The 16,837-nt window shown below is 72.5% G+C and carries 13 protein-coding genes; all 13 read left to right on the top strand.

Annotated features, from left to right (window positions below; genetic code table 11):
- Nucleotides 1-176 precede the first annotated feature (176 nt).
- On the top strand, nucleotides 177-1,964 hold the full coding sequence (locus tag FXF65_RS27745) for an acetolactate synthase large subunit (protein WP_281288951.1): 1,788 nt from the start codon (nucleotides 177-179) through the stop codon (nucleotides 1,962-1,964).
- A 5-nt stretch (nucleotides 1,965-1,969) separates the two neighbouring features.
- Nucleotides 1,970-2,494 (top strand): acetolactate synthase small subunit, encoded by a 525-nt coding sequence (ilvN, locus tag FXF65_RS27740; RefSeq protein WP_148352943.1) that lies wholly within the window; start codon nucleotides 1,970-1,972, stop codon nucleotides 2,492-2,494.
- An 81-nt stretch (nucleotides 2,495-2,575) separates the two neighbouring features.
- Nucleotides 2,576-3,559 carry a ketol-acid reductoisomerase gene (ilvC, locus tag FXF65_RS27735; protein WP_148352942.1) on the top strand — a complete coding sequence of 328 codons (984 nt, stop codon included), beginning with the start codon at nucleotides 2,576-2,578 and terminating at the stop codon, nucleotides 3,557-3,559.
- 140 nt (nucleotides 3,560-3,699) lie between these two features.
- Entirely contained in the window at nucleotides 3,700-4,305 is a 606-nt protein-coding gene (locus tag FXF65_RS27730) for a PadR family transcriptional regulator (protein WP_148352941.1), read from the top strand.
- On the top strand, nucleotides 4,302-5,018 hold the full coding sequence (locus tag FXF65_RS27725) for an ABC transporter ATP-binding protein (protein WP_148352940.1): 717 nt from the start codon (nucleotides 4,302-4,304) through the stop codon (nucleotides 5,016-5,018). The genes FXF65_RS27730 and FXF65_RS27725 overlap by 4 nt, the downstream gene beginning before the upstream one ends.
- A gap of 73 nt (nucleotides 5,019-5,091) precedes the next feature.
- Nucleotides 5,092-7,083: an FtsX-like permease family protein gene (locus FXF65_RS27720; RefSeq protein ID WP_187412531.1), complete on the top strand. Its 1,992-nt coding sequence runs from the start codon at nucleotides 5,092-5,094 to the stop codon at nucleotides 7,081-7,083.
- Nucleotides 7,084-7,184: 101 nt separating this feature from the next.
- The gene (locus FXF65_RS27715; protein ID WP_148352938.1) at nucleotides 7,185-8,675 is read left to right on the top strand and encodes a DUF2079 domain-containing protein; all 1,491 of its coding nucleotides are present in this window, start codon (nucleotides 7,185-7,187) and stop codon (nucleotides 8,673-8,675) included.
- Between the two features lie 330 nt (nucleotides 8,676-9,005).
- Nucleotides 9,006-9,674, top strand: a complete 669-nt coding sequence (locus FXF65_RS27710) for a thymidylate synthase family protein (protein WP_148352937.1) — start codon at nucleotides 9,006-9,008, stop codon at nucleotides 9,672-9,674.
- A gap of 168 nt (nucleotides 9,675-9,842) precedes the next feature.
- Complete coding sequence (gene serA, locus FXF65_RS27705) at nucleotides 9,843-11,432, top strand: phosphoglycerate dehydrogenase (RefSeq protein ID WP_148352936.1); 1,590 nt, start codon at nucleotides 9,843-9,845, stop codon at nucleotides 11,430-11,432.
- Nucleotides 11,433-11,869: 437 nt separating this feature from the next.
- Nucleotides 11,870-12,565 carry a (2Fe-2S)-binding protein gene (locus FXF65_RS27700; protein ID WP_148352935.1) on the top strand — a complete coding sequence of 232 codons (696 nt, stop codon included), beginning with the start codon at nucleotides 11,870-11,872 and terminating at the stop codon, nucleotides 12,563-12,565.
- A gap of 43 nt (nucleotides 12,566-12,608) precedes the next feature.
- On the top strand, nucleotides 12,609-13,658 hold the full coding sequence (locus tag FXF65_RS27695) for a 3-isopropylmalate dehydrogenase (RefSeq protein WP_148352934.1): 1,050 nt from the start codon (nucleotides 12,609-12,611) through the stop codon (nucleotides 13,656-13,658).
- Between the two features lie 178 nt (nucleotides 13,659-13,836).
- A complete protein-coding gene (locus FXF65_RS27690; protein ID WP_148352933.1) occupies nucleotides 13,837-14,940 on the top strand; it encodes a branched-chain amino acid aminotransferase in 1,104 nt (367 codons plus the stop codon).
- A 265-nt stretch (nucleotides 14,941-15,205) separates the two neighbouring features.
- Entirely contained in the window at nucleotides 15,206-16,798 is a 1,593-nt protein-coding gene (cimA, locus tag FXF65_RS27685; RefSeq protein ID WP_148352932.1) for a citramalate synthase, read from the top strand.
- The last annotated feature ends 39 nt before the right edge of the window (nucleotides 16,799-16,837 follow it).

The raw sequence follows: 16,837 nt of genomic DNA, 5'->3' as shown, positions 1-16,837 counted from the left end.
CAATAATTTGACCGCGGGCCGGACATCGGCGAAAGTGGGGCCCGTGCAGAGCACCATCACCATTCTCGTAGTACTTGGTCGGCGCGCAGGCTGACCAAGCTCCTCGTCCTGCGCGCCTCCCCTCGACCGCCTACCGGCGGCGGGGGTTTTTTGTTGCCCGGCGAGCCAAGAGACACATCTCCCCAAGGGAAACCCAGATCATGACGACCGAACAGATGACGGGAGCCCAGGCGCTGGTCCGCGCACTGGAGAACGTCGGCGTCGACACCGTGTTCGGCATCCCGGGCGGCGCGATCCTCCCGGCCTACGACCCGATCTTCGACTCCGCGAAACTGCGGCACATCCTCGTCCGGCACGAGCAGGGCGCGGGGCACGCGGCCCAGGGCTACGCGATGGTGACCGGCAAGGTGGGCGTGTGCATGGCCACCAGCGGGCCGGGCGCGACGAACCTCGTCACGGCGATCTCCGACGCCTACATGGACTCGGTGCCGATCGTGGCGATCACCGGCCAGGTGGCCTCGTCCCTCATCGGGACGGACGGCTTCCAGGAGGCCGACATCGCCGGCATCACGATGCCGATCACGAAGCACAACTTCCTGGTGACGAAGGCCACGGACATCGCCCGGACGATCGCCGAGGCGTTCCACATCGCCGCGACCGGGCGTCCTGGACCGGTCCTCGTCGACATCGCCAAGGACGCCCTCCAGGCCACGGTCGAGTTCGAGTGGCCGGTCGCGCTGCAGCTGCCCGGCTACCGGCCCGTCACCCGGCCGCACTCCAAGCAGGTCAGGGAGGCGGCACGGCTGATCGTCGCGGCGGAGCGGCCGGTGCTGTACGTCGGCGGCGGGGTGCTGAAGGCGAACGCCTCCGCCGAGCTGAAGGTGCTGGCGGAGCTGACCGGCGCGCCGGTCGTCACCACGCTGATGGCGAAGGGCGCCCTGCCGGACAGCCACCCCCTGCACATGGGCATGCCGGGCATGCACGGCGCCGTCGGCGCGGTCGGCGCGCTGCAGCGCGCCGACCTGCTGGTCGCGCTCGGCGCCCGGTTCGACGACCGGGTCACCGGCAAGCTGGACGGCTTCGCCCCGAACGCCAAGGTCGTGCACGCCGACATCGACCCGGCGGAGATCTCCAAGAACCGGCACGCGGACGTCCCGATCGTCGGCGACGCCCGCGAGGTCCTCGCCGACCTGATCGTCGCCGTGCAGAAGGAGCACGAGGCCGGGCGCAAGGGCGACTACAGCGACTGGTGGCGGCAGCTCCAGGCGTGGCGCGACACGTACCCGCTCGGCTACGACACGCCGTCGGACGGCTCGCTGTCGCCGCAGTACGTGATCGAGCGGATCGGCCGCCTCGCGGGCCCGGACGCCTACTACGTCGCGGGCGTCGGCCAGCACCAGATGTGGGCCGCGCAGTTCATCAAGTACGAGCGGCCGGGCGCGTTCCTGAACTCGGGCGGCGCGGGCACGATGGGCTACGCCGTCCCGGCGGCGATGGGCGCGAAGGTCGGCGCGCCCGAGACGACGGTCTGGGCGATCGACGGCGACGGCTGCTTCCAGATGACCAACCAGGAGCTCGCCACCTGCGCGATCGAGGGCATCCCGGTCAAGATCGCCATCATCGACAACGGCAACCTCGGCATGGTCCGGCAGTGGCAGACGCTGTTCTACAACGCGCGCTACTCCAACACCGGGCTCCAGCCGCAGGCCGGGCACGCGGCCAAGCGGATCCCCGACTTCGTCAAGCTCGCCGAGGCGTACGGTTGTGTCGGCCTGCGCTGCGAGAAGGCCGAGGACGTCGACGAGGTCATCGCGAAGGCCATGGAGATCAACGACGCTCCGGTCGTGATCGACTTCGTCGTCCACAAGGACGCCATGGTCTGGCCGATGGTCGCGGCGGGCACCACCAACGACGACATCAAGATCGCGCGGGACATGGCGCCCGAGTGGGAGAACGGAGACTGACCCCGATGAGCCTGCACACCCTGTCGGTGCTCGTGGAGAACAAGCCCGGCATCCTGGCCCGGGTCGCGGCGCTGTTCTCCCGGCGCGGCTTCAACATCGAGTCGCTCGCGGTCGGCACCACCGAGCATCCGGACATCTCCCGGATGACGATCGTGGTGAACGTCGAGGAACTGCCGCTCGAACAGGTCACGAAGCAGCTGAACAAGCTGATCAACGTGCTGAAGATCGTCGAGCTGGACCGGACGGCGTCCGTCCAGCGGGAGCTGGTGCTGGTCAAGGTGCGCGCGGACGCCGAGACCCGGTCCCAGGTGCTGGAGACCGTCCAGCTCTTCCGGGCCAAGGTGGTGGACGTCGCGCCCGACGCCGTCACGATCGAGGCCACCGGCAACCGCGACAAGCTGGACGCGTTCATCAAGGTCCTGGAGCCCTTCGGCATCAAGGAGCTGGTGCAGTCGGGACTGGTGGCCATCGGCCGCGGCGCCCGGTCGATCACCGACCGCTCGCTGCGGGCCATCGAGCGCAGCGCGTGACTTCCGGCCGTCCCCGCCTCCCGGCGGGGGCGGCCTTCCATTCAGTGACAATCACGAAAGGCAACAAGCACTGTGGCTGAGATGTTCTACGACGACGCCGCCGACCTGAGCGTGATCCAGGGCCGGCACGTGGCGGTCATCGGTTACGGCAGCCAGGGGCACGCGCACGCGCTGTCGCTGCGCGACTCCGGCGTCGACGTGCGGGTCGGGCTCCGCGAGGGGTCGGCGAGCCGGGAGCTGGCCGAGGCCGAGGGGCTGCGCGTCGTCACCCCGGCGGAGGCCGCCGAGGAGGCCGACCTGATCATGCTTCTCGCCCCGGACCACCACCACCGGGAGATCTTCGAGAAGGACGTCAAGCCGGCGCTGGTCGAGGGCGACGCGCTCTTCTTCGGCCACGGGTTCAGCATCCGGTACGACCTCGTCCAGCCGCCGGAGGGCGTGGACGTGGCGATGGTCGCGCCGAAGGGCCCGGGGCACCTCGTGCGGCGGCAGTTCGTCGCCGGGCGCGGCGTGCCGGTGATCGTGGCGGTGGAGAAGGACGCGTCCGGCGGCGCCTGGCCGCTGGCCCTGTCCTACGCCAAGGCGATCGGCGGGCTCCGCGCGGGCGGCATCAGGACGACCTTCACCGAGGAGACCGAGACCGACCTGTTCGGCGAGCAGACGGTGCTGTGCGGCGGCGTCTCCGAGCTGATCAAGACCGGGTTCGAGGTGCTGACCGAGGCGGGCTACCAGCCCGAGGTCGCCTACTTCGAGGTGCTGCACGAGCTGAAGCTGATCATCGACCTGATCTACGAGGGCGGCATCTCGAAGATGTACTGGTCGGTGTCGGACAACGCCGAGTACGGCGGCTACTCCCGCGGCCCGCGCGTGATCACGCCGGAGACCAAGGCGGCGATGAAGAAGATCCTCGGCGAGATCCAGTCCGGGCAGTACGCCAAGGAGCTGGTGGACGAGTTCGAGGGCGGCCAGAAGGAGTTCGGCCGGTACCGCGAGGAGCTCGCCGAGCACCCGATCGAGAAGACGGGCGCGGAGCTGCGCCCGATGATGAGCTGGCTCAACGACTGAGCCCGTTCCTTCGCGGCATGCGTAGCGGCATGTCATCGCGGCGTGTCACCCCGGCGGGGTGACACGCCGCAGCCGTTCGCGGACACCGGGTGAACATTCGGTGTTGCCATGGGCATACGCGGTATGCATACTTGGTAGGCATGTCCATACGTCACGGCCTGCTGGCCCTGCTGTCGCAGGGCCCCCGCTACGGCTACCAGCTCCGCGCCGAGTTCGAGTCGTCCACCGGCGCGACCTGGCCCCTCAACATCGGGCAGGTGTACTCCACGCTGTCCAGGCTCGAACGCGACGACCTCGTCGCCCGCGTCGGCGCCGACGACGAGGGCCGCTTCGTCTACCGGATCACCCCGGCGGGGGAGGCGGAGGTCCGGCGCTGGTTCGGCACGCCGATCACCCGCACCGACCGGCCCCGCGACGAGCTCGCGATCAAGCTGGCGATGGCCGTGACGACGCCGGGCGTGGACGTCGCGCGGGTCGTCCAGGCCCAGCGCACCGCGACGCTGCGCGGCCTCCAGGAGCTCACCCGGCTGAAGATGGCGGCGCCCGCCGCGCCGGCCGAGCAGGGCGACCGCGCGTGGCGGCTCGTCCTGGAGTCGATGGTCTTCCAGGCGGAGGCCGAGGTGCGCTGGCTGGATCACTGCGAGGCGTTCATCGCGTCGGCCGGGCCGCCCGCGGTGAGCGCGCCCGCCCCCACGCCCGGCCCGGCCGACACCCCCGCGGAAACGGACGAGGAGGCGCGGCGATGAGCCTGCTCGCGCTCCGCGGGGTCTGCCGCGACCACGGCAGCGGCGCCGGCCTCGTGCACGCCCTCCGGAGCGTGACGCTGGACGTCGCGCCCGGCGAGTTCGTCGCCGTGATGGGGCCGTCCGGCTCCGGCAAGTCGACCCTGCTGACGCTCGCGGGCGGGCTCGACACCCCGTCGTCCGGGCAGGTCTTCGTGGCCGGCGCCGACCTCGGCGCGCTCGGCGCGGCCGGACGGTCCGCGCTGCGCCGCCGCAGCGTCGGCTACATCTTCCAGGACCTCAACCTCATCCCGAGCCTGACCGCCGCCGAGAACGTCATGCTGCCCCGCGAGCTGGACGGCGTCCGCGCCCGGCAGGCCCGCCGCGAGGCGGCGCACGCGCTCACCGAGGTCGGCGTCCAGGAGCTCGCCGACCGCTACCCGGACGAGATGTCCGGCGGCCAGCAGCAGCGCGTCGCGATCGCCCGCGCGCTCGTCGGCGACCGGCGGGTCGTCCTCGCCGACGAGCCGACCGGCGCGCTCGACAGCAACACCGGCGAGGACATCATGCGCGTCCTGCGCGGACGCTGCGACGCCGGCGCGTCCTGCCTGATGGTGACGCACGAGTCCCGGCACGCCGCCTGGGCCGACCGCGTCGTCTTCCTGCGCGACGGCCGGATCGTCGACACCACCCCCGCGGCCTCGGGCCCCGAGAGCCTGCTGCGGGAGGCGCCGTGACCGGAGCGAAGCGAGGATCATGGCGCGGACCCTCCGGGGGCCCGGGGGACGTCCCCCAGAAGGGCGGGACTCCGTGAGCGGGTATCTCTGCGCGCTGCGCATGGCGGCGCGGGACGCGGCGCGGTCCAAGGGGCGCACCGCGCTGGTGCTGGCGATGATCGGGTTCCCCACCACCCTGATCGTCATGCTGGCCGTCCTGATGCGGACGGCCGAGCCCACGCGGACGGTGGTCGCGGGCGAGGGCGAGCCCGTGTCGGAGGGCGCGGCCGTCGCCGAGACCGCCATCGGCGCGCTGGTCGTCACGATGATCGTGCTCCAGGTCGTGCTGCTGGCCGGGCCCTCGTTCGTCGTGGACGTCCGCCGCCGCCGCCGCGACCTCGCGCTCGTCGCCGCGGCGGGCGGGGAGGCCCGGCACCTGCGCGCCGTCGTCCTCGCGGGCGGTCTGGTCATCGGCGGGGTCGCCGCGCTCGGCGGGGCGGCGCTCGGGATCGCCGGCTCGGCGCTCGCGAAGCCGGTCATCGAGGCCGTGAACGACGACAAGCTCGGCCCGTTCCGGGTGCCGTGGGGACTCGTCGTCATCACGATGCTCGTCGCGGCGGGCAGCGGCGTCCTCGCCGCGCTGGTCCCCGCCCGGCAGGCCGCCCGGATGGACGTCGTGTCCGCCCTCGCCGGCCGCCGCGACCCGCCCGGCCGGGCCCGCCGCGGCCTGCCGCTGCTCGGCGGCCTGCTGGTCGTCGCCGGCATCGGGATCTCGCTGGTCGGCGTGCGGGTGATGCGCGAGTTCGGCGCGGCGCTCGGCGCGGCGGCGATCATCATCGGGCTGGTGATGGTCTGCCCGGCGGTCGTCGGGGCGTCGGGGCGCGTCGCGTCCAGGCTGCCGCTGCCGCTGCGCCTCGCCGTCCGGGACGCCGCCCGCAACCGCGCCCGCACCGCCCCGGCCGTCGCGGCGATCACCGCCGCCGTGGCCGCCGTCACCGCGCTGGCCATCGGGGGCGCCAGCGACTTCCGCCAGCGGGAGATCGAGTACCGCCCGGAACTGCCGATGGGGACGACCCTGGTCCGCATGCCGATGGAACGCGCGGACGAGGTCGGGCGGGCCGTCCGCGCCGACCTGGCCGGCGTGCCCGTCCAGACCCTGAAGGTCCTGCCGTACGAGGAGGGGTCCTGCGACCGCGCGGCCACCCCCGGGTGCCCCTCGGTGCTCGTCGCCGGCAAGGACGACGACGGCATGCGGGAGATCCTCCTGGACAACGTGGTCGGCGGGCCCCGCGAGGCGCGCCTGCTGCTCGGCCGCGACGACCCGGCCGTCAGCGCCGCGCTGACCGCGGGCAAGGTCGTCATGTTCCGGTCGCGGCCGCCCGCGAGCGGGACGACGACCATGCGCATCCAGTACCAGGACGGGCAGGGGAAGGGCCGCGTCATCAGGGACGTCCCGGCCGTCGCCGCCGCCGGGGAGCCGCACGTGCGGACGATCATCCCGCCCGCCGTCGCCGCGCGGACCGGGCTCCCGCTGCACACGGAGGCGTACGGCGTCGACCGCGCCGACCACCGGGTCACCAAGGCCGAGGAGTCGCGGCTGAAGACGACGATCTCCCGGTACACCCCGGAGTCCGAGCTGGTCTACGTCGAGCGGGGCTTCACCGAGTCCCTCGACGGCGTCCTGCTGCTGCTCGCGGGAGTCGCCGCCGCGCTGGTCCTCGGCGGCGCGCTGATCTCGACCGGGCTGGCCGCCGCCGACGCCAGGCCCGACCTCGCCACCCTCGCCGCGGTCGGCGCCCGGCCCCGGACCCGGCGGGTGCTGACGATGGCCCAGGCCGTGGTCGTCGCGGGGATCGGCTGCTGGCTCGGCATCGCGGGCGGGCTCGTGCCCGGCTTCGCCGTGACGCGCCCGCTCACCGAGGATCTCGAGGCGTCCGACGGGAGCGTGCCGGCGCACGGGGCGATCCTGGACGTGCCGTGGCTGCTGCTGATCGCCATCGGGGTCGTCGTCCCGCTCGTCGCGGCGCTCGCCGCCGGGATGTTCACCGCCGGCCGGCTGCCGATGACGCGCCGCGCGGCGGGGTAGTGACGGGCCGGTCCGGTCAGGGGGCGCGCCTCGCCGGACCGGCCGCGCCGGTCCACGTGCCGGTTCAGCCGCGCGCCGGAGGCGGTGGTAGCGTCCGGCGCGTGGCTGAGGCGGTGGCGGTGGGGGGACGCGCCGGCGTCGCGCCGACCGCGCGGCCGTCCCGGCGGCGGCGCGCCGCGCTCGCGGCGATGGTCGCGGGCGGCGCGGCGCTCTACGGCGCGTACTCGCTGCTGCGGCTGCGCGCGTTCCGGGCGGGCAGCTACGACCTCGTCATCTTCGACCAGGCGATCCGCTCCTACAGCCGGTTCGAGGCGCCGGTCTCGATGGTGAAGGGCGTCCACAACGGCTTCGGGCCCGGGTTCGCCGTCCTCGGCGACCACTTCTCGCCGATCCTCGCCCTGCTGGCCCCGCTGTACTGGATCCACGACGGCCCCGCGACGCTGCTGCTCGCGCAGGCGGTGCTGCTCGCGCTCGCGATCGTCCCGGTCTTCCGGTTCACCGAGCGCAGGCTCGGCGCGGCGGCGGCGTACTGCGCGGCCGGCGGCTACGCGCTGTCGTGGCCGGTCGCGGAGGCGCTCGCGTTCGACTTCCACGAGGTGGCGTTCGTCCCGCTGCTGTCGGCGCTGATGGTCGAGCGGCACGACGCCGGGCGGCGCGGCCAGGCCGCCTTGGCGGCGTGCGCCCTGCTCCTGGTCAAGGAGGACATGGGCCTGCTGCTCGTGGGCTTCGGCATGTTCCTCGCCACCCGCCGCGACTCCCGGGACGACCGCCGCGCGGGCCTCGCCTACGCCGTCGTCGGGCTCGTCGCGACCTGGATCTGCTCCCGCGTCGTCACCGCCGCGTTCGGCGGCGACAAGGACTACTACTGGGCCTACGGCTCCCTCGGCCCCGACCTGCCGCACGCCGCGGTGCACGCGCTGACGCATCCGTGGGACGTCGCCGCCGTCCTCGGCACCCCGCCGCAGAAGGTCCTGACGGTGGCGCTGGTCGTCCTGCCGCTGTTCCTGCTGCCGCTGGTCTCGCCGCTGACCCTGACGGTCCTGCCGCTGCTCGCCGAACGGATGCTGAACAGCCGTTTCAGCAACTGGTGGGAGCCGCACTACCACTACAACGCGTTCATCATCGCCGTGCTCGTCCTGGCGGCGGTGGACGGCGCGACCCGGTTGCGCGGCCGGATCCGGAGGGCGCGCGGGTGGCCGGCCGTCCTGCCGGGGGCCGCGATCCTGGCGGCGATGCTGGCCTGCGTCCCGTTCTTCACCTACCGGCATCTGGCCGACCCGGCGCTGTGGCGGCCGAACGAGCGGGCCCGCGCGGCGGCCGCCGCGGCGGCGCGGATCCCGGACGGCGCGCTGGTCGAGGCGGCGAACGGCGTCGGCCCCGCGCTCACGACCCGCGCCCGCGTCCTGCTGTGGGACGAGCGCTCCCGCGGCGCCCCGTGGGTCCTCGCCTACGTGGCACGGCAGGAGTTCCCCTTCGCGAGCGTGACCGACCAGCGCCGCCGGGTCGAGGAACTGGCCGCCGAGGGCTACCGCGAGGTGTTCCGCCGGGAGGGGTACGTCGTCCTGTACCGTCCCGGCCCCGATCCGTGGTAAGCCCTGATCATCCCTATTTTGGACGGATTGGCCAGTGACCGATCATCACGCCAGCCGTCAGAATGCGGGTGAAGGCACGATTTGAACAAAATCCTCTGTAGTTCTGGCGCACTTTGCCTGATACTTGAAGAAAGCCGTGACGGCCGCGGCCGACGCGGGACTCCCCGCGCTGAACCTCGTGTGACCGCCGCCGGAGCGGCAAAGGGGCGCGGCGCATGAGTGGTGTGATGCAGGTCGGGAACGACGGAGAGCCGAGAGCCGGCGGCACGGCGGAATTCGCCTCCCGCGCGGCGAACGCGCGGCCGGGCAATTGCCGCGGGCGAAATCCACATGACCGTGAAAACGGCCGGGAGCCGTGACGTGCCGGCGGCCGAGGAGAAGGACGTCCGGCGCTTCGAGACGTGCGGGCACGCCTGGATCGGCGTCCTGCGGCACGTCTGGGCGGCCGGAGAGGCCGGGCTCGAGGACGGCGGCCCCATCATCGAGGGCCCGCCGCTGCTGTTCGAGGTCGCCTCGCTCAGCTGGGAGGACCCGATCCTCTACGAGCACGGCGACCGGGCGCGGCTCGTCCGGCGGGCGCAGGAGCGCACCCGCCGCCCGGTCCGCGGGCGGTACTGGCCGCGGCTGCACGACCTCCAGGGCAACGACCAGATCCGCTGGGTCGTCGACCTGCTGCGCGCCCGCCCGTGGACGACCAGCGCGTGGATCTCGCTCACGGTCCCCGGCGAGCCGGCGGAGGGGCTGCCGTGCCTGACGGCGCTGTCCTTCCGCATCCGCGGCTACCGGCTGATCATGACGGCGATGTTCCGGTCGCAGGACGTCCACCGCGGGTACCTGACCTACATTCCGCTGCGCGACGTGCAGGTCCAGGTCGCCGACGCGCTGGGGCTGCCCGCCGGGCCGCTGCGCGTGTACGTGGACGTCCCGCACGTCCACGTCGCCGACGCGGAGCGGGTCGCGTCCGTGCTGGCGGCGGTGCCGGAGCCGAACGCGGCCTGACGGCGTCATGAGCCGGACGAACCACGACTTACCGGTGGGTGTCTCCCTGCCGCGAACCGCTCCACCCCACTGGAGATAGACTCGCGGAGGGGCGAGGGCACGACGAGGTGACCCGCGACTTCACCTGCACAGATCACATTCCATCCACATCCCGAAGGACTGTCTTCCTTGAGCATGCCCGTCGTCCTCGTCGCTGAAGAACTCTCCCCGGCCGGCATCGCCGTGCTGGAGGCCGACTTCGAGGTCCGCCACGTCGACGGCAGCGACAAAGCCCAGCTGCTGCCCGCCGTGGCCGACGTCGACGCGCTGATCGTCCGCAGCGCCACCAAGGTCACCGCCGAGGTGTTCCAGCACGCCTCGAAGCTGCGGGTCGTCGCCCGCGCGGGCGTCGGCCTCGACAACGTCGACGTGGAGGCCGCCACCAAGGCCGGCGTCATGGTCGTCAACGCGCCCACGTCCAACATCGTCACCGCCGCCGAGCACGCGATCGCGCTGCTGCTCGCCACCGCCCGGAACGTGCCGCAGGGGCACGGCGCGCTCAAGAAGGGCGAGTGGAAGCGGTCCAAGTACACCGGCGTCGAGCTGCAGGGCAAGACGGTCGGCGTGCTCGGCCTCGGGCGCATCGGCGTCCTCGTCGCGCAGCGCCTCGCCGCCTTCGACATGAACGTGATCGCCTACGACCCGTACGTGCAGGCGGCCCGCGCCGCGCAGCTCGGCGTGAAGCTCGTCACGCTCGACGAGCTGCTCGCCGACAGCGACTTCATCACCGTCCACCTGCCGAAGACGCCGGAGACGCTCGGCCTCATCGGCGACCGCGAGCTGCGCCTGGTCAAGCCCGAGGTGCGGATCGTCAACGCCGCCCGCGGCGGGATCGTCGACGAGGAGGCGCTCGACCTCGCGATCAAGGACGGCCGGGTCGCCGGCGCCGGCCTCGACGTGTTCACCTCCGAGCCGATGACCGAGAGCCCGCTGTTCCACCACGACAACGTCGTGGTCACCCCGCACCTCGGCGCCAGCACCCACGAGGCGCAGGAGAAGGCGGGCACGCAGGTCGCCCGGTCGGTGCGGCTCGCGCTGTCCGGCGAGTTCGTCCCGGACGCGGTCAACGTGCAGGGCGGCGCCGTCGCCGAGGACGTGAAGCCCGGCCTGCCGCTCACCGAGAAGCTCGGCCGCATCTTCACCGCGCTCGCGGGCGGCGTCCCCGTCCGGCTGGACGTCGTCGTCCGCGGCGAGATCGCCGAGCACGACGTCAAGGTGCTGGAGCTCGCCGCGCTCAAGGGCGTGTTCGTGGACGTGACCGAGGAGGCCGTGACGTTCGTCAACGCCCCGCTGCTGGCCCGCGACCGCGGCGTCGAGGTCACCCTCACCACCAGCGAGGACAGCCCCGACTGGCGCAACGTCGTGCAGGTCCGCGGGACGATGTCCGGCGGCGAGGTCGTGTCGGTGTCCGGCACGCTCACCGGCCCGAAGCACGCCGAGCGGCTCATCGAGATCAACGGCTACAACATGGAGCTCGTCCCGACCGAGCACATGGCGTTCTTCTCCTACGTCGACCGTCCCGGGATCGTCGGCGCGGTCGGCAACCTGCTCGGCGACGCGCAGGTCAACATCGCCGGGATGCAGGTCGGCCGGGACGCCAAGGGCGGCCGCGCGCTGATCGCGCTGACCGTCGACTCCGCGATCCCGCCGCAGCTCGTCGACGCGATCACCGCCGAGGTGGGCGCCGACATGGGCCGCCGCGTCGACCTCGACGGCTGAGCGGGACGCTTCCCCTCCGGGCCCGTGGCGGACGCTTGCCATCTCATATGGTGAGATTTTCCGCCACGGGTCGGGACAACCCCTCTTGACCAGAGGTAATCTCGCAGGTAGTCATGCGGCGCTTCGTAGTAATCCTTCGCTGCCGCAGCGGGGCCTGATCATCGGCAGGCCGGCACCCGCTGCGGAGGCTCTGCCTGGCCGTCAGTCCGATCCCTCTCGCCGGACCGTGCGAACCACGCCCTTCTCCGGCGGCCCCACCGGCCAGAAAACAGCGATCGGAGCGAACCATCATGAACGACACCCGTGACAACACCCCTGCCGACGACGCGCAGGAAGAGGCGGCCCGCGCCCTGCAGACCGCCCTGGACCGGCGCGACAACGGCGGCCGTTCCTGACCTGACCCGCCCTCGGAACCGGGCGGTGCGAGACTGGGGCGCATGCCTCCCGACGTCCCGCCCGACGAGGTGGCCGGGCTCCTGCGCGACACGGCCCGGCTCGGGCCCTACTTCGAGATCGGCACCGGCCCGGCCGGGGACGACGGATGGCGCCCGTTCCCCGGCGACGCCGCCCCGCTCGCCGCGCTGACCGCCGACCACGCCGAACGGCTCGGCGCCGGCGAGCGCAGGGTGGCGGCGTCGCTGCTGTTCCAGGGGCTCGCGGCGCGGCTGTGGTCGCCGGTCGTCGCGGCTGCGGCGCGGGGGATCGTCCCCGACCTGTCCGGCCTGCGGTGGCGCGGCGCGCCCGGCGAGCCGATCGCCTTCCGGCTCGCCGAGCCGCGCGGGCGCCGGGTCGGCGACGCCGCGCGGGCCGCCGACCTGATCTTCCCCATGGTCGTGGACGACCGGCTCCGGCCGCTGCGCGAGACGATGCTGACCTTCGTCTCCCTCGCCGACGGCCTGCTGTGGGGCAACGCCGCGTCCGCGCTCGCCGGGGGCCTGAACGTCGGCCCGCCCGACCCGGCGCGGCGCGCGATCGCCGCGGATCTGCTCGGCCGCCCGCCGCTCGCCGGGACGTGGGCGCCAGGCCCCGGCGGCTTCCGCCGGCGCAACTGCTGCCTGTACTACCGCGTGCCGGGCGGCGGGCTGTGCGGTGACTGCGGCCTGCGGGAACGAGACGACCGTTCCGAGACGTGAGACAAATGCCCAACCAATGAGACGTTTGCAGTAGAGTGCGCGCATGGCATCGCGCAGTGTTCGTCTGGCCGTGATCCCGGGTGACGGGATCGGCCCCGAGGTGGTCGCCGAGGGCCTCAAGGTCCTCGACGCCGTGTCCGGTGATCTCGCGTTCGAGCGGACGTCCTACGACCTCGGCGCCGCCCGCTGGCACCGCACCGGGGAGGTCCTGCCCGACTCGGTCCTCGCCGAGCTGCGCGAGCAGGACGTCATCCTGCTCGGCGCCGTCGGCGACCCGAGCGTCCCGAGCGGGACCCTCGAACGCGGCCTCCTCCTGCGCACCCGCTTCGAGCTCGACCACTACGTCAACCTGCGCCCGGTGAAGCTGTTCCCCGGCGTCGCGACCGCGCTCGCGGGCGTGACGGCCGACGACGTCGACATGGTCGTCGTCCGCGAGGGCACCGAGGGGCCGTACACGGGCGTCGGCGGCGTCCTGCGCAAGGGCACCCGGCACGAGGTCGCCACGCAGGAGAGCGTGAACACCGCGTTCGGCGTCGAGCGCGTCATCCGGTACGCCTTCGAGGTCGCGGCGTCGCGGCCGCGCCGGCACCTGACGCTCGTCCACAAGGACAACGTGCTCACCTTCGCGGGCGACCTCTACCAGCGCGTGCTGAAGCGCGTCGCCGAGGAGTACCCGCAGGTCACGACCGCCTACTCGCACGTCGACGCGGCGACGATGTTCTTCGTCAGCGATCCCGGCCGGTTCGATGTGATCGTCACCGACAACCTGTTCGGCGACATCATCACCGACCTCGGCGCGGCGATCGCCGGGGGCATCGGGCTCGCCGCGTCCGGCAACGTCAACCCCGACCGCACCGCCCCGTCGATGTTCGAGCCGGTGCACGGCAGTGCGCCCGACATCGCCGGGCAGGGCAAGGCCGACCCGACCGCCACGATCCTGTCCGTCGCCATGCTGCTCGACCACATCGGCGAGGGCGACGCCGCCCGCCGCGTCGAGCGGGCCGTCTCGGACGACCTCGCCGAGCGCGCCGCCTTCGGCGAGCGGTCCACGTCCCAGGTCGGCGACGCGATCGCGAAGCGAGTATCCGGCTAGGGGCACGCCTCTCTGGCCAGTACAGGGAACTCCGGGCGTGCCCGCGCGGCGCGCCCGGTTTTCGCGTGCGCCGCGTCCTCCCGGAGCAGTAGGTCTGGACGAAGTACGACAATAGGGACTAAGGAAGCCGCGGCGGCAAAGGGGCGGCCCCGGCGATCCGGCGAGAGGACGAACCGCGATGAGCGACACCCTGGACTTCGAGATCACCCGCACCGAGCGACCGGCGACCGCGGCGGACCGCGCGCGCGTCCTGGCCGATCCCGGCTTCGGACGGTACTTCACCGATCACATGATCACGATCCGGTACTCGCCGGAGCGGGGCTGGCACGACGCGAAGCTCGAACCGTACGGACCGCTGCCGATGGACCCGGCGAGCCAGGTGTTCCACTACGCCCAGGAGCTGTTCGAGGGGCTCAAGGCGTACAAGCAGCCGGACGGCTCGGTCGTCACGTTCCGCCCGTTCATGAACGCGGCCCGGATGAACCGGTCCGCCCGCCGGATGGCGATGCCGGAGATCCCCGAGCAGCTCTTCGTGGACGCCGTCGAGCTCCTCGTCCGCACCGACAAGGACTGGGTGCCCGACACGGAGGGCCACAGCCTCTACCTCCGCCCGTTCATGTTCGCCACGACCCGCGCGCTCGGCGTGAACAGCCCGGCGAGCGAGTTCCTGTTCATGGTCATCGCGTCCCCGTCCGGGCTGTACTACCCGCGCGGGATCAAGCCCGTCTCGGTCTGGCTGTCGCAGGACTACACCCGCGCCGCGCCGGGCGGCACCGGCGAGGCCAAGTTCGGCGGCAACTACGCGGCGTCGTTCGCCGGGCAGAAGCAGGCCGTCGCGGAGGGCTGCGACCAGGTCGTCTGGCTCGACGCGGTCGAGCACCGCTGGGTCGAGGAGGTGGGCTCGATGAACCTGATGTTCGTCTACGGGTCCGGCTCGCGGGTGCGGCTGCTCACCCCGGCGCTGACCGGGACGCTGCTCGCCGGCATCACCCGCGACTCCATGCTGAAGCTCGCCCCCGACCTCGGCATCCCCGCCGAGGAGGGCAAGATCAGCATCGAGGAGTGGGAGGCGGGCTGCCGGTCCGGCGAGATCACCGAGGTGTTCGGCTGCGGCACCGCCGCGATCATCAGCCCGGTCGGGTCGGTCAAGGGCGCCGACCGCGCCTGGACGATCGGCGACGGCGAGCCCGGCGAGGTCTCGATGCGGCTGCGCCAGGAACTGGTCGGCATCCAGTACGGCACGCGCCCCGACCCGTACGGCTGGGTCCACAAGATCGTCTGACTCGGACGGCCCTTCCGACCAGAGGTTTCGCGGTGTCGTCGGGCCCCGGCGGCAGGACCGCCGGGGCAGTGCCGTCTCGCCATCTGAGACAGATGTCCCAACTTTGCGCACCATGTGGCAGACTGGTGCGCGTCATGCGCCACAGCCTCGTGATTATCGGCAGGCGCGCCGGCAGCAGCTAACGGGACAGCGCCGGCGCGCAGACCTCTCACGTCCGTGAGGGGTCTTTTTTGTGTCCTGGCGCAGCCCCTTGGGGGTTACACCAATGCACGGCCCATCTACGCAAGGCGACGCATTCCACGTCTACGACACCACCCTGCGCGACGGTTCGCAGCAGGAGGGGCTCAACCTCTCCGTGCCCGACAAGCTCGCCATCGCGCGACACCTCGACGATCTCGGCGTGGGCTTCATCGAGGGCGGCTGGCCCGGCGCCAATCCGAAGGACACCGAGTTCTTCAGGCGGGCTCGAACAGAGCTCGACCTGAGGCACGCGCAGCTCACCGCGTTCGGCGCGACCCGCCGGGCCGGTGTACGGGCGGCCGACGACCCCCAGGTCGCCGCGCTGCGCGAATCCGGCGCGCCCGTCGTGACCCTCGTTGCGAAGAGTCACGACCGGCACGTCGAGCTGGCCCTCCGCACCACCCTGGAGGAGAACCTCGCGATGATCCGCGACACGGTCTCCCACCTGCGTGCGGAGGGCCAACGCGTCTTCCTGGACGCCGAGCACTTCTTCGACGGCTACAAGGCCAACCGCGCCTACGCGCTGGAGGCCGTCCGCGCCGCCGTCGAGGCGGGCGCCGACGTCGTCGCGCTCTGCGACACCAACGGCGGCATGCTCCCGGACGAGCTGGCCGACGTCGTCCACGAGGTGGCGTCCCTCGGCGTCCGCGTCGGGATCCACTGCCACGACGACTCCGGCTGCGCGGTGGCGAACTCGCTCGCCGCGGTGAAGGCGGGCGCCACCCACGTCCAGGGGTGCGCGAACGGGTACGGCGAGCGCAGCGGCAACGCCAACCTGTTCACGGTCGTCGGGAACCTCCAGCTCAAGCGCGGGATGAGCCTCGTCTCGGACGCGCAGCTCGCCGAGATGACCCGGATCGCGCACGCCGTGTCCGAGGTGACGAACGTCGCGCCCAGCTCGCAGCAGCCGTACGTCGGGCTGTCGGCGTTCGCGCACAAGGCGGGGCTGCACGCCTCCGCCGTCAAGGTCGACCCCGACCTGTACCAGCACATCGACCCGTCCCGCGTGGGCAACGACATGCGGATGCTGGTGTCGAGCATGGCGGGACGCGCGTCCGTCGAGCTGAAGGGGCGCGAGCTGGGCTACGACCTGTCCGGCGACAAGGCCAAGGCCGTCGTGGACAAGGTCAAGGAGCTGGAGTCCACCGGCTACACGTTCGAGGCCGCGGACGCCTCGTTCGAGCTGCTGCTGCGCGAGGAGCTGACCGGCGTCCGGCAGCGGCACTTCGAGGTCGAGTCGTGGCGGTCGATCGTGGAGCGCCGCCCGGACGGCTCCATGGTCAGCGAGGCGACCGTCAAGCTGCACGCCAAGGGCGAGCGGATCATCGCGACCGGCGAGGGCAACGGCCCGGTCAACGCGCTGGACAACGCGCTGCGCCTCGCGCTCGAGCGGCTCTACCCGGAGCTCGCGCGGCTGGAGCTCGTCGACTACAAGGTCCGCATCCTGGAGGGCTCGCACGGCACCGACGCCCGGACGCGCGTGCTCGTCGAGTCCGGGGACGGCGAGCGCGAGTGGGGCACGGTCGGCGTCGAGGACAACGTCATCGCCGCGTCCTGGCAGGCCCTGGAGGAGGCCGTCTCCTACTGCCTGCTCCGCGCGGGCCACGAGCCGGGCTGACCCTTCGCGCTGTGCTCGCCGCCGCCCCGCCGGGCCGAC

Source organism: Actinomadura syzygii (assembly GCF_008085905.1).
Taxonomy (GTDB): Bacteria; Actinomycetota; Actinomycetes; order Streptosporangiales; family Streptosporangiaceae; genus Spirillospora; species Spirillospora syzygii.
This window is presented reverse-complemented; position numbering and strand designations above follow the sequence as displayed.